Annotated in this window: 12 protein-coding genes and 1 tRNA gene; 2 read left to right on the top strand and 11 right to left on the bottom strand. The window is 33.4% G+C overall.

The features are described from left to right. Window positions 1-94: 94 nt before the first annotated feature. From mraY to cysS, 6 genes are all read right to left on the bottom strand, one after another. Window positions 95-1,180, bottom strand: a complete 1,086-nt coding sequence (mraY, locus tag AAHM86_RS05110) for a phospho-N-acetylmuramoyl-pentapeptide-transferase (protein ID WP_342267507.1) — start codon at window positions 1,178-1,180, stop codon at window positions 95-97. Then, window positions 1,177-2,547, bottom strand: coding sequence for a UDP-N-acetylmuramoyl-tripeptide--D-alanyl-D-alanine ligase (locus tag AAHM86_RS05105; RefSeq protein WP_342267506.1), 1,371 nt, complete (start codon window positions 2,545-2,547; stop codon window positions 1,177-1,179). Before AAHM86_RS05105 ends, mraY begins: the two co-directional genes overlap by 4 nt. Window positions 2,548-2,574: 27 nt before the next feature. Then, on the bottom strand, window positions 2,575-3,492 hold the full coding sequence (tsf, locus tag AAHM86_RS05100; RefSeq protein ID WP_342267505.1) for a translation elongation factor Ts: 918 nt from the start codon (window positions 3,490-3,492) through the stop codon (window positions 2,575-2,577). Window positions 3,493-3,562: 70 nt separating this feature from the next. Beyond that, the gene (locus AAHM86_RS05095) at window positions 3,563-3,760 is read right to left on the bottom strand and encodes a palindromic element RPE1 domain-containing protein (protein WP_410521543.1); all 198 of its coding nucleotides are present in this window, start codon (window positions 3,758-3,760) and stop codon (window positions 3,563-3,565) included. Window positions 3,761-3,927: 167 nt separating this feature from the next. Then, window positions 3,928-4,815, bottom strand: a complete 888-nt coding sequence (gene rpsB, locus AAHM86_RS05090; protein WP_342267504.1) for a 30S ribosomal protein S2 — start codon at window positions 4,813-4,815, stop codon at window positions 3,928-3,930. Between the two features lie 192 nt (window positions 4,816-5,007). Continuing rightward, window positions 5,008-6,390, bottom strand: coding sequence for a cysteine--tRNA ligase (gene cysS, locus AAHM86_RS05085; protein WP_342267503.1), 1,383 nt, complete (start codon window positions 6,388-6,390; stop codon window positions 5,008-5,010). A 67-nt stretch (window positions 6,391-6,457) separates the two neighbouring features. Here cysS and rodA point away from each other — a divergent pair, with 67 nt between their 5' ends. Beyond that, window positions 6,458-7,558, top strand: coding sequence for a rod shape-determining protein RodA (rodA, locus tag AAHM86_RS05080; protein ID WP_342268388.1), 1,101 nt, complete (start codon window positions 6,458-6,460; stop codon window positions 7,556-7,558). Window positions 7,559-7,800: 242 nt separating this feature from the next. Then, window positions 7,801-7,875: transfer RNA gene (locus AAHM86_RS05075), tRNA-Asn, on the top strand. 72 nt (window positions 7,876-7,947) lie between these two features. Here AAHM86_RS05075 and AAHM86_RS05070 read toward each other — a convergent pair. The 5 genes from AAHM86_RS05070 to gatA all read right to left on the bottom strand — a co-directional run bounded on the left by AAHM86_RS05070 (window position 7,948) and on the right by gatA (window position 13,239). Further along, entirely contained in the window at window positions 7,948-8,868 is a 921-nt protein-coding gene (locus AAHM86_RS05070) for a hypothetical protein (RefSeq protein WP_342267502.1), read from the bottom strand. Window positions 8,869-8,918: 50 nt separating this feature from the next. Beyond that, on the bottom strand, window positions 8,919-9,077 hold the full coding sequence (locus tag AAHM86_RS05065; protein ID WP_410521236.1) for a hypothetical protein: 159 nt from the start codon (window positions 9,075-9,077) through the stop codon (window positions 8,919-8,921). A 690-nt stretch (window positions 9,078-9,767) separates the two neighbouring features. Next, window positions 9,768-10,058: a hypothetical protein gene (locus AAHM86_RS05060; protein WP_341747889.1), complete on the bottom strand. Its 291-nt coding sequence runs from the start codon at window positions 10,056-10,058 to the stop codon at window positions 9,768-9,770. A 146-nt stretch (window positions 10,059-10,204) separates the two neighbouring features. After that, a complete protein-coding gene (locus AAHM86_RS05055; protein ID WP_341747888.1) occupies window positions 10,205-11,716 on the bottom strand; it encodes an NADH-quinone oxidoreductase subunit M in 1,512 nt (503 codons plus the stop codon). 35 nt (window positions 11,717-11,751) lie between these two features. Continuing rightward, window positions 11,752-13,239 (bottom strand): Asp-tRNA(Asn)/Glu-tRNA(Gln) amidotransferase subunit GatA, encoded by a 1,488-nt coding sequence (gene gatA, locus AAHM86_RS05050; RefSeq protein ID WP_342267501.1) that lies wholly within the window; start codon window positions 13,237-13,239, stop codon window positions 11,752-11,754. Window positions 13,240-13,241: the final 2 nt, after the last annotated feature.

Below are 13,241 nucleotides of genomic sequence, written 5' to 3'. Positions count from 1 at the left end.
ATGGTATAATATATATAGTCAATTGATGAGAAGTAGGTAGTGCCGTCTTCGATCGCTCCTGCTACCCAATCTTCCTGAATTGACTATAGCTTTTCTACCGCAGTTTTAGTGAAGATAAACCAATTAGAGCAAATATTATGGCTATAATCCAAAAACGTATCACAACTTTTGATTCCGGCCAGCCATGTTTCTCAAAATGATGGTGCAGCGGGGCCATTTTGAAAATTCTTTTACCATTAGTAGCTTTAAAATAATATACTTGAATAATTACTGATAAAGTTTCAATAACAAATAATCCGCCAATAATTGCTAGTACAATTTCATGTTTGGTTATAACGCTAATAACACCAAGAACGCCACCTAGACTTAGGCTTCCAGTATCTCCCATAAAAATTTCTGCTGGCTGGGCATTAAACCATAAGAATCCTAGGCTAGCACCAACAATTGAAGCACAGAAGATAGTTAATTCAGAAATATTTGGTATATACATAATTTGTAGATAATTTGCATAGAAACTATTACCGACCAAGTAAATAATTAAGGTAAAAGAACCTGCAGTAATAGCAATAGGTACTATGGCAAGACCATCAAGACCATCTGTTAGATTTACCGCATTTGATGCACCAACTATCACAAACATACTAAATGGTATATAAAACAAACCTAAATCAATCAATAAATTTTTAAAAAATGGAATAGTTAGCAGATTGTTTCCTTGACTATTGGAATCTCTTAATAGTAAACAGGCAATTAGACAAATAGTGAACTGAAAAAATAATTTCTTCTTTCCGCTAACGCCTTTATGGTGGTTTTTTGTTACTTTAGCATAATCATCCATAAAACCAAGTACACCAAAACTAACAAAGACAAATAACACTATCCATATATATTTATTAGTAAGGTCAGAGAATAATAGAGTGGAAAGACAAACGGTGAAGAGAATCATTATCCCCCCCATAGTTGGTGTTCCTACTTTTGCTTTGTGCGTTTCTGGTCCATCGTCACGAATTGGTTGACCATATTTTTGTAAATTTTGTAAAAATCTAATTAATCTAGGTCCTATTAAAAAAGAAAGGGTCAAACTAAATAATATGGCAAGTCCAATACGAAAAGTAACATAGTGGAATAAATTTGCTATATGTAATTTATGTATATAGGGGGCAAGAAGGTTGTATATCATTGTAGCAATTCAAAAGATTGTATAATTTTACTAAGTTGGATACTGTTAGATCCTTTTAGTAAGAGTAATTCATCGCCTTTAAGTAATTCATTTAAGTTTTCTATCAACAAATCAACATTATCAAAATGCATTTTTTCTATGTCATTTGGCAAAGAGTCGTATATATGTTTGGTAAGATTACCTACTAAAAAAACCCTCTTAGTACCGGAGTCAATAATTGCTGGTATTAAGTCTTTATGGAATTTTATGGAATTTTCTCCCAATTCTAGCATATCACCTAGTATAGCAACTTTTTTCTGTCCACTAAGCTGTTTTAGATATAATAAAGCAGCTTTTACTGATGCTGGATTAGCATTATAATAATCACAGATGATTTGATAGTTCTGATCATTATATTTAGCGTTGACTAATTTACCACATCCTTCAGTTAATGATATTTTGCTTAATTGTGTTGCTGTAGCATTAATATCTAAGTTCAGTATTGCTGCTACCTGAAGAGCGGCAGTATAATTTCTAGCATAATGTTCCGGTACAAAAGGAATTTTAGTATCTATTTTAGTGTTACAGATAGAATAATGTAGACGTACTTCTTGTCCAACATGCTCATATGATGTTAATCTAGAATCTGTGCCTTCAGACTTACCAAAACTATATATATTATTAATCGATAATTGTTTAAGATTCTGTAAAATTCTGTCATAATATTGATGGTCTGAATTTACAACAGCTATGCCATTTTTTGGCATTCCTTCAAAAATTTCACATTTGGTATCAACCAAACTAAGCATAGATTCAAAAAATTCAAGATGGGCTTCCGCTATTGTGGTGATTACTGATATGTTAGGTCGTACCATTTTTGTCAGCTCTCTTATTTCTCCTGAATGATTCATACCCATTTCAAAAACAGCATATTCTATATCATCAGGCATCGAAGCAAGATTTATAGGCACGCCAAGGTGGTTGTTAAAATTTCCTCTGCTAGCAAAAGTAGGTCCAAAATAACTTAATATAGTTTTGATTGCTTCCTTAGTACCCGTTTTACCAATACTACCGGTAACACCAATAAACCTTGCTTTAGATTTTTTACGTTTATACTCAGCCATGTGGTGTAGAGCAGTTAAGGTATCAGAGACCATAATTACTTTATTATCAGATAATCCTTTTATTTCCTTACTAATAATTACTGCATTTGCCCCTCGCTGCAGAGCATGTAAGGCATAATTATGTCCATCATTATTACCTTGCAGAGCAATGAACAGATCGCCGTTTATAACGGAATTAGAATTAAACTGAATCTGCCTCCCCTGAATATCAGGATGTACTTCAATATTCAACGCACTAGTTAAGTCTTTTGCTGACCAAATCATTATTTTCTCAAATATAATCAGTTTTTCCTAACTTTGCATGACAGCTGCAACTTCGTCCACAAAATTCTTATCTTCTTGCTTTATGCCTGCACCTAGTTCATATCTTATAAATTGTGTAATTTTAATCGAAGTTCCTAATTCTTTTGCAGCGTTATCCATAACTTCAGAAACTGTTAATTTATCATCAAATAAAAAGTTTTGTTCAAGCAGAACAACTTCTGCTAGGAACTTACGTATTCTACCTTCAACCATTTTTTCAATGATATTGTCCGGTTTACCGGAAGCTTTTGATTGTTCAAAAAATATATTTCTTTCGCGTTCAATTAATGTTTGATCCAAACTTGATGCATCAAGGCTATAAGGATTACTTGCCGCTATATGGGTAGCAATTTTCTGTCCTAATTCTAGAAGCTTAGCTTTATCTTTGGTAGTTGATTGTAAACCAACAATGACAGAAATCTTACCTAGACCATCAGCAACGGTATTATGTACATAAGATGCAATCACACCTTCTGATACCCGTAAAACATCCATACGACGTAGATTTAAATTTTCACCAATTGTAGCAATATTGTCTAATATTTCTTCTTCAACTGATCTACCTGTTGATGTTTTTGCTAATTTTAGTGATGGTAAATTATCTTGTGTCAAAGCTAGTTCAGCAATATTCCTAACCAATTGCTGAAACTTATCGTTTCTTGCAACAAAATCTGTTTCCGAATTTACTTCTATAATAGCCCCAACATTATCTTTAATGCTTATTGCTGTTAGTCCTTCAGCAGCAATTCTATCTGCTTTTTTTGCTGCAGCTGATAATCCTTTTTTTCTTAACCAATCAATAGCTGCTTCAAAATCTCCCTTTGCTTCAAGCAAAGCCTTCTTGCAGTCCATCATTCCTGCAGCAGTTTTCTCTCTTAATTGTTTTAGAAGTTCAGCATTTATCATTTTACTCTCCTTTATTTAAGGTTTATAGTTATTTTTATTGGATTGAGGAGTAGTATACTCAAGTATAACTTCAAGAATTGGTGTTCCTGCGACCTAGCATCCCTACACCTTCAATAGACCTCCTTCGAAACTCTACTTCTGCTGGTGATTTGTACGTCGATGCGGTACTCGAATCCTCACGTACATTAGAGTATGCTGCGGTTCGAGGTGAAGCGTCTCCTTCAAATCCCTCAGGCACAAGCGAGTTTCGAAAGAGGTCTAATGTCATCCCAGCCTAGACTGGGATATAAAATGTCTAAAGCACCATTCCTGTCTGTTTCTTTAGATTCCGCACTGAAGTAGGAATGACATCGAAGGGGAATCAGGGATAGCATCAACCTTAACAGGAATAACATCGAGGCTACTTAATTAAGTTAATACCCCCATAAGTACTAGTTATTTTGTTGTTGCAGCAACTTCTGCAAGCTCTAAAGCTGTCTCAAACTCTGACTCTAGTGCTTCTTGATTATTTAGATATAGAGTCTTAGAAAATTTCTTGGTTGATTTTAACTTAGTAACACCTTTTATATTTGTACCTTTTTCTTCATGAGTAGCTATGCTTCCTAAATCAACACCAGATGCAGCTAAAGCCTCTTCTATACCGGCAAGTACGGCATCAGCAAACAAGGTGCAATAGAGTCTTATAGATCTTATTGCATCATCATTACCGGGAATAGGGTGGTCTATATTATCTGGATTGGAATTAGTGTCAACAATAGCAATTATTGGGATACCTAACTTTACTGCTTCTTGGATTGCTAAATGCTCTTTATTAGTATCAATTACCACAAGCAAATTGGGTCTTGTCCCAATATGTCTAATACCCCCTAAGGATTTAAGTAATTTATCCTTTTTACGGGTCATTTCCAGTATTTCTTTCTTAGTATAACCGGAATATTCCTCTTCATTCCCCAAAATTTTCTCAAGATTATCTAGCTTTTTTATTGAGCCAGAAATTGTCCCCCAATTAGTTAACATACCACCAAGCCATCTGTGGTTAACGTAATATTGCCCACATTTCTCTGCATACTCAGCTACTATATCACTGGCTTGAACTTTAGTACTGACAAATAATATTTTACCGTTTTTCTTGACAGTTTCATAAATTACACCCAAAGCTACCTGCATTAGAGCAGTAGTTTGTTGTAAGTCAATTACGTGAATATCATCTCTTACACCATAAATGTAAGATGCCATTTTTGGATTCCAACGTGAGGTTTTATGACCAAAATGCACCCCCGCATCAAGTAAATCTCTGACATTAACAGCTTGTAGTTTAGACATTATTAAATCTCCTTAAAATGTTAGTTATGTACCTACATATTATAGGTACTCCTCCGCAAGAGTTGATACCAAAGAAATTGGACTAACAACTAGGCTCTTACGTGTGAATTTTGCTTTAATATTAATAAGCAAAGCTTATTATATATTTGATCAACATATTTGCAAGGGTTATGTTGAACGTAATATTCTTAATTAAACTTTTCTCCAACTAGTTGATCCATCTAGTTTGTCTTCTAGAATTATGCCATCTTTTGATAAATTTTGACGAATTTGGTCAGCTAGTAACCAATTTTTTTGTAATTTAGCTTGCCTACGTTGCTTAATATGTTGGAGAATCGGTTCATCATTTATTTCACAGTAAAACCACCTACTAGCTGGTTGGGTCATTAGACCTATAAAATTGCTGCATGAAAGTAAGTAAGAGGCATATAAGTATTTATCATCTTCTTTGTTACTTGCAAAGATCAGTTTAGCATAATCGTTTATTACTTTAATGGCTAGAGGTGTATTCATATCATCGAATAAGTGAGATAAAAATTCTTCTGGAATGTTCTGAACGTCAAGTTTGTTAATGTCTAAATTTTCTATCGCTCTATACCAATAATTTATGGTTTTTGTAGCATCTTCTAGAGCTTTATTGTTGTAATCTAATGGTTTACGGTAGTGGCTACTCAATAACAGTAATCTAACTACGCTACCAGGGATTTTTTGGTCTATTAAGTCTTTTACCGTAATAAAATTATTGAGCGATTTACTCATTTTCTCACCATTGCAGGTCAGAAATCCATTATGCACCCAATATTTAGCAAAGTGAGAGTTCGGGAAAGCACATGTACTTTGTGCTATCTCATTAGTATGATGAGGAAAAATTAAGTCTGCCCCTCCACCATGAATGTCAAAATTTTCTCCGAGATATTTATAGCTCATCGCTGAACATTCTATATGCCAGCCTGGTCTACCTCTTCCCCAAGGACTATCAAAATTTGCCAATATTTCTTCATCTTTACTGGCTGGTTTCCATAATACAAAATCATATGGTTGCTTTTTTGATGGATTATTTTCAATACGCACTCCCTCTAGCATTTCATCAAGATTACGATTTGATAATTTTGTATAATTTGGGGCGGTAGAAATATCGAAATAAACGTGATTATCTGCGATATAAGCGTGATTTAGGTCAAGTAATTTTTGAATAATCACAATCATGTCATCAATATGCATGGTAGCTTTTGGCTCGATATTTGGCGTTTTGCAACCTAGATATTGCATATTAGCATGAAATTCTTCGGTGATTCTAACTGTTAAGTCAGAAATCGTTATTTTGAGTTCTTTGGCTCTATTTATTATCTTATCATCAACATCGGTAATATTACGCACATATTTTATATGATTTTGACCAAATATTTTGCTTAGTGAGCGGTATAAAATATCGTATACTACTACGGACCTAGCGTTACCAATATGGGGATGATCGTAGACAGTTGGGCCGCAAACATACATTTTTATTAAATTACTATCTAGCGGTACGAAAACTTCTTTCTTGTGAGTAAGTGTGTTATGTAATAATAATTTCATGTTTTTTAATCGTAATCAATAATGTCATTTTACAGCTAATTTTTATGGATATCTACCTAGAATGTCAATTCAAAGAAATTATTTTGAAAAACTAAAGAAGCTACCGATTACTTTAATTATTCTTATTAGTGTGATTTGTAGCATTGGTTTTGTTGTACTGTATTCCGCTTCAGATAGTAATATTCACCCTTGGGCGTATAAGCAGATGATGCATTTTCTCCTGTTTTTACCAGTTGTGATTATTATTGCAACCATTGATATAAAATATATATTTAAGTTTTCATATATATTTTACATTGCTATTATTATCTTATTAGTTAGTGTTGAGCTTTTTGGCTCTATTTCTATGGGAGCAAAGCGTTGGATAGATTTAGGAGTTATCCGTGTGCAGCCTTCTGAACCAACAAAACTAGCATTAGTGTTAATGTTAGCTAGGTATTTTCATCAACTAAAAATTGAGAACTGTGCTAGATTTTACAGGATATTATTGCCTATAATAGGTGTGATAGTACCAGTTATACTGATAATAAAAGAACCGGATCTAGGTACTGGAGTGATTAATATCATTATTGCTAGTATTATTTTTTTTGCTGCTGGTTTTAGAGTGAGAAATTTTGTGATAATTGGTATTATAGTCCTTACTTGCATACCAGTTATGTGGCAAGTGATGCATGATTACCAAAGAAAACGAATCATGGTTTTTTTTGATCCTGAAAAAGATCCTCTTGGAGCTGGATATAACATTATTCAATCAAAAATCGCTATTGGTTCTGGTGGGTTGTGGGGCAAGGGGCTAGCTAAAGGTAGCCAAAGCCATCTAGATTTTTTACCAGAGCATCAGACCGATTTTATCTTTGCTACTTTTGCTGAAGAATTTGGTTTTGTTGGTAGTTTGTTTCTGTTAATTCTTTATTCTGCAATTATAATAATTTCATTAATGATTGCTGTGAATTGTAGAGCTATATTTAGTAAACTGATGGTAATAGGCATAACATCAATCCTATTTAGTCATGTATTTATAAATATAGCTATGGTAATGGGATTATTGCCAGTGGTAGGTGTGCCTTTGCCTTTTATATCTTACGGTGGTACAATGATGGTATCAATGCTTATTGGTTTTGGATTAATAATGAATGCTCAGGTACACCAGCATAGTAATGTTTCTTAAATAGACCTCTTGCATAATACCACTTCTGTTGGTAATTTGTACGTGCTACCGGTATTCTGCTCCTCACGTACATTTGAGTATACTCATACTCTGCGGGTCGAGGTTTCAAGTTGCCTTTAAATTTCTCAGCATAAACGAATTCTGTAAGAGGTCTATTGATTTTTTATAGATAAAACAAGAAAATACTGGACCATAGTCAAAAGATTTGTTATAAGAAACCTAGTCTATATAAAGGCAAATGTTCCTCGGTAGCTCAGTGGTAGAGCAAACGGCTGTTAACCGTTCGGTCGCTGGTTCGAGTCCGGCCCGGGGAGCCATTCAAGACTAGTAGTAGTTTTTTCGGATATATCAAACGGGAGTATTCTAGTAAGCTACTTTATCTCTTGAAATCATAGCAGTATATTACTCAAACTTAGTTCTGTTTGTAAATTTTTCCATAAAAACTGATCTGATTGAACTAATTTAATCAATTTATCTAGGGATACTCTATCTTCATTACCATTTCCATGGATTAATACTATATCACCATCTTTAACTGTTTCATGTTCAGGAAGCTTATGTATCCACGCACTTGCACCTAATTGTATTAGCCCATAAGAAGTTAATATATCTAATATTTCTTGACTGGCTACTAACCCAGGAAATCTAAAAAATGGAGATGGTAATTCGCCCCTTTCAATTAGCAAGTGTTCGGTTTGTAATATTTCATTTTCTATATCAGTATTTGGTAGTAATAAAAAATTGTCTGTAAAATCTTTATCAGGGTAGAAAATATGACTAAAACTATGATTAACCCACGTGATTTTTATATTTTGGGTTGGAAGAGTTTGTAACCACATAAAGTCTTCTAGATGTGTTGCTATCCATAAACCACTTACAGCTATTAATAGGTTTATTTCTTGACTTCTTTTAGCAGTTTTTAAAATTGCATCAAATAAATTATGTTCTAACATTTTTATTGATGGACACATATCTATGGATAAAAAACATCCTTTGACTCCTGGAATATTCTTGAGTCCTTGATTCTCTCTACTATCTTTTATATTATTAAAATAATACAATGATCTATAATATACAGAAGATTCAAGTTCCTTTAATGAGAAATATCTGCCATCTTGATCACTCTTACGGTAAGCACATAAGTTCTGAGCGACTATCTTAACTTCTAGAGTATTAATATTAACTATTACAAAATAGTCCTCATTACTACTTTTAAATGACCGAATTACAATAAATGACTGATTATTAAATATGCATGGTATATGAGATGTTTTTTTGTAATTAAAGATTAACTTATTTGTTTGTTGCATAAACCTCTTTTTCTTATTACATATTGGAAATTAGGTACAAACTTATAACACTAAAACCTCACTGTTTCATGACTTAGTATAATCCCATGATAGACCATATGTTCCTGAATATCACGATAACTGTTATTGAACCTATGATATAACCATACTGCATGACTGATAATACTAACTGGAAAACGATGTCTCTTTGGAGGTTTATTGATGTACATAAATATAAGTAATAGATTACGTGATTATTATGAAACCATTCTATAAATATATACTATCTATTATGCAATCCAAATTATTTTTTAGCTTAACTTGACGATGCCATTATGAATGTTTACAAAAATTTTCAAATAACTGCTTGCATAAAGTGAGAATGTAGTATATCAGGAGTTTCGCACTTTATATAATTAAGAAACAGTTAAAAGTAATTTAATATTTTATGATATTGCATATTTTATATGTTACACTTTGTGCAACCAAGCTAACTTTTTTGTCCAGTAGTGTGACTAAATATATGTTCCGCTCACTCGCCCCGCATTTTCAAATCACCTGAATTCGATGTAACAAGTTACACTTCTCCAAATCATTCGAGTATACACGTAATAAAACCTTGATTACAAAGGCAGCCCCATAGTACCCTACATTTTTTATATAACCACTATTAAAATGGCTACTGATCGTCTATTAGCGAGGAGTCGCGAAAAAGCGGCAACGCGGCAATCTAGGATACGCGAAGCGTTACTCTAAAAAAACAGCTTAGCTGTTTACCTAGATCGCCACGGCATCTAAAGAACCTTGCTATGACGATTATAGAAAAATGTAGGGTACTATGAGGCAAGCCCCTACACCACATGGAATGATGAACTAGGATATAATACTCCTATACTCAGCAAAGCATGTGAACTTAGGGTTTACTTGGTTTTTGTTGGAGTATTTTGATCAGTCTGTTGATCTAACTGTTGATTTGACTGTTCTTGTTTCAAAAGCTTACTTTTTTCCTCTATTGAATTAAGAAAGAAATAAGTAAACGTTAGAAACCCAACCAAAAGTGGGATAACGACAAATATAATTGCCTTTAATTTTCTAGCCGATTCTTCACGATCTAAGCGGTTTTCTCTTTCTTCTTCTGTTTCTTCAATCTTTTCTGTTTCAACATTTAATTCGTTAGTAATAATTTCTGAATTTAAATTGTCTTTTAACATTTGTATAACCTATTAATTCTATAGTTAAGAAAGATTTTAATAAACCCTAGCATAGTTGTTTGAGTCTTACAAGTAATAATATAAAATTAATTTATAAATATCTAAAAAAATCGTTAAAATAATAATAATTAAGTTAATTTAAGTAATTATTTTACAACACAAGGTATTTGTGATAAGATTTTATGAGTTGATAAATCCAGTATGTTCATAATTGTATTTGGTAACAAACCTAAATAAATTATTGCTACACAAAGCGGCATAATTGCAAGTATCTCATAAAGATATAGATCTTTAAAACTTATAACCTGATTATTAGTAATTTGTCCTAGCATTACTTCCTTATAAAGTTTTAGCATATAAACAGCTCCAAGAATAATGCCAACACTACTTATAATAGCTGCTACTACATTAGCTTGATAAATACCCACCAAACTTAAAAATTCTCCTATAAAACCGCTAGTGCCTGGTAAACCTATAGAGCCAAGCATGGCAATCATGAAAAAGGTGGCAAGTATTGGCATTTTATTTGCCACTCCACCATATTTGTCTATCTCCTTAGTATGCAATCTATCGTACAAAGTACCAATTATCAAAAACAAAGCAGATGCCACAGTACCATGACTAATCATTTGATATACGGCTCCCTTAATCCCAGCTTCTGTTAAGCTAAAAATCCCTCCAGTCACATAGCCCATATGAGCTATCGATGAATAAGCTATCATCTTTTTCATGTCTCTTTGAGTCAGTGCTACTAGTGAACCATATATTACAGCAAAAATACTCAGCACTAATACATAAAATGCAAATTCTTTTGATATATTTGGAAACATTGGTAATGATACACGTAAAAACCCATATGCTCCAAGTTTTAACAATATACCAGCCAAAATGACAGATCCAGCAGTTGGTGCTTGTACGTGTGCATCAGGAAGCCACGTATGGAACGGCAGCATAGGAACTTTCACTGCGAAGGCTATAAAGATTGCCCACCATAAAACCCTCTGCACCGGTAATGTTAATGAAGGTACTAATTCATTTAGATCAAGCATATTAAAACTATGAACTTGGCTATAAATATATATGAGTGACAATAAGAAAAATACCGACCCCAAAAAAGTATAGAGGAAGAATTTTACAGCAGCATAAACTTTATTTTCGCCTCCCCAAATTCCTATAATTATATACATAGGGATCAATATTACTTCAAAAAATAAGTAAAATAATAGTAAATTCATTGAGCAGAAAGCCCCAATGCAAAAAGACTCAATTAATAAAAAACAAAATAAGAATTCTTTGATATATTTTTTGACGGTAAATAAACTAGCTATAATACAGATAAGGGTTAAAAAGCTTGTCAGAACAATAAAGAATATTGAAATTCCGTCAACTCCAATGTGGAATTCAAGACCTATAGATTGAATCCAACTATAGCATTCTACAAATTGATAAAGTTTTGATGTATTATCAAATTGAACTAATAAATAAATAGTAGATATTAGGGTTAGGATAGAGCTTAAAACTGCGACATACATCGCATAAACTTGTTTATTTTGGGCTTGCTTATTTACTGACCTACTTTGGTTGATAAATAGCAGAATATATAATGCACTTACTAAAGGCAAAAAAATACTTATTGATAAGATCGGTAACCCGGACATTTTAAGCTCTAATAATCAAATTAACTCCGATAACTTTAGCGTTTATTAGAATATACAAAACTAATATCTCTTGAACCACGCTCAATTGCTGCTGCTACCTTTAGAGTATTATATTCATCAAGGGCTTTTCCTATTACTTGCATGCCAAGAGGCAAACCTCTAGAAGATAATGCAGCAGGTACAGAGCAACAAGGAAGACCGGCAAGACTAGCTGGAATAGTAAATAAATCGTTTAAATACATTGTCACAGGATTATCTTGTTTCTCACCTAAGTTAAAAGCTTCGGATGGTGCAGATGGCAAAATTATTGCTTCAACTTGTGCAAAAGCTTTCTTGAAATCATCTGAAATCAAGCGTCTTATTTTTTGGGCTTTTAAGTAATAAGCATCCATAAAAGCAGATGAAAGTAAATAAGTACCAATCATAATACGTCTTTTAACTTCAGCACCAAAGCCAGCAGTTCTTGTTTTTTCATACATTTCCTCAATGGATATTCCCTCATTTCCTACCCTGATTCCATATCTTATACCATCATATCTAGATAAATTAGATGAGGTTTCAGCAGGTGCTATAACGTAATATGCAGCTAGAGCATATTTAGAATAGGGTAATGAAATATCAATAATTTCTGCCCCATCATTTTTTATAATATCAATAGTATGCTGCCACATCTTAATAATATCCGGTTGTATACCATCTTGTTTCATAATATCAAATGGTACACCTATTTTCATGTTTTTTGCACTACTATTACATGCCGATCTTAGCTCTAGTATTTCAGAGTTTATAGAAGTAGAATCCTTTTCATCAAAACCAATCATAGCTTGTAGCATTAAAGCAGTATCTTCAACAGTTCTTGTAAGTACTCCAGCTTGGTCAAGCGAACTGGCAAAAGCAATCATACCATATCTAGAACAACGACCATATGTTGGTTTGAATCCGACAATCCCAGTATAACTGGCAGGTTGGCGAACAGAACCTCCTGTATCACTTCCAAGAGCTGCCATAGCTAAAAAGCTACTGACAGCAGCTGACGAGCCTCCAGAAGACCCACCAGGGACTACCGGAGTTGTAGGTGCATCTATCGCTTTCCAAGGACTAATAACGTTACCAAAATAGCTAGTAATATTAGCCGATCCCATGGCAAATTCATCCATATTAGCCTTACCAAGCATTATTGTACCGTGATCTTGAACATTTTTACTTACAGTAGATTCATATGTTGGTACAAAGTTGCTGAGTATTTTTGAGGCGGCAGTAGTTAGTACTCCTTTTGTACAAAAAAGATCTTTTACAGCAATAGGAATTCCTTCTAAGGGTCTTGCTATTCCATTATGATAATTTTGATCAGCAATTTTAGATTGCTCTAAAGCAATATCTGTAGTTTCAGTAATATAAGCATTTAACTCTTTATGTTTGTCCATTTCTTTAATATGTGCTTTAGTCAGCTCAACACACGAAAATTCTTTATTTTTTAAGGCTTTAAGGGCTTGTGTGATGGTTAATTTTATAATTTCTGACATAT

The organism is Candidatus Tisiphia endosymbiont of Empis tessellata, from assembly GCF_964031035.1.
GTDB lineage: Bacteria > Pseudomonadota > Alphaproteobacteria > Rickettsiales > Rickettsiaceae > Tisiphia.
The sequence above is the reverse complement of the archived record's forward strand: the minus strand, read 5'-3'. Positions and strand labels throughout refer to the sequence as shown.

Bases quoted from the DNA above. Each gene is read 5' to 3' on its own strand.
- mraY (WP_342267507.1), bottom strand. From the start codon at position 1,180: ATGATATACAACCTTCTTGCCCCCTATATACATAAATTACATATAGCA.
- AAHM86_RS05105 (WP_342267506.1), bottom strand. From the start codon at position 2,547: ATGATTTGGTCAGCAAAAGACTTAACTAGTGCGTTGAATATTGAAGTA.
- tsf (WP_342267505.1), bottom strand. From the start codon at position 3,492: ATGATAAATGCTGAACTTCTAAAACAATTAAGAGAGAAAACTGCTGCA.
- AAHM86_RS05095 (WP_410521543.1), bottom strand. From the start codon at position 3,760: ATGACATTAGACCTCTTTCGAAACTCGCTTGTGCCTGAGGGATTTGAA.
- rpsB (WP_342267504.1), bottom strand. From the start codon at position 4,815: ATGTCTAAACTACAAGCTGTTAATGTCAGAGATTTACTTGATGCGGGG.
- cysS (WP_342267503.1), bottom strand. From the start codon at position 6,390: ATGAAATTATTATTACATAACACACTTACTCACAAGAAAGAAGTTTTC.
- AAHM86_RS05070 (WP_342267502.1), bottom strand. From the start codon at position 8,868: ATGCAACAAACAAATAAGTTAATCTTTAATTACAAAAAAACATCTCAT.
- AAHM86_RS05065 (WP_410521236.1), bottom strand. From the start codon at position 9,077: ATGTACATCAATAAACCTCCAAAGAGACATCGTTTTCCAGTTAGTATT.
- AAHM86_RS05060 (WP_341747889.1), bottom strand. From the start codon at position 10,058: ATGTTAAAAGACAATTTAAATTCAGAAATTATTACTAACGAATTAAAT.
- AAHM86_RS05055 (WP_341747888.1), bottom strand. From the start codon at position 11,716: ATGTCCGGGTTACCGATCTTATCAATAAGTATTTTTTTGCCTTTAGTA.
- gatA (WP_342267501.1), bottom strand. From the start codon at position 13,239: ATGTCAGAAATTATAAAATTAACCATCACACAAGCCCTTAAAGCCTTA.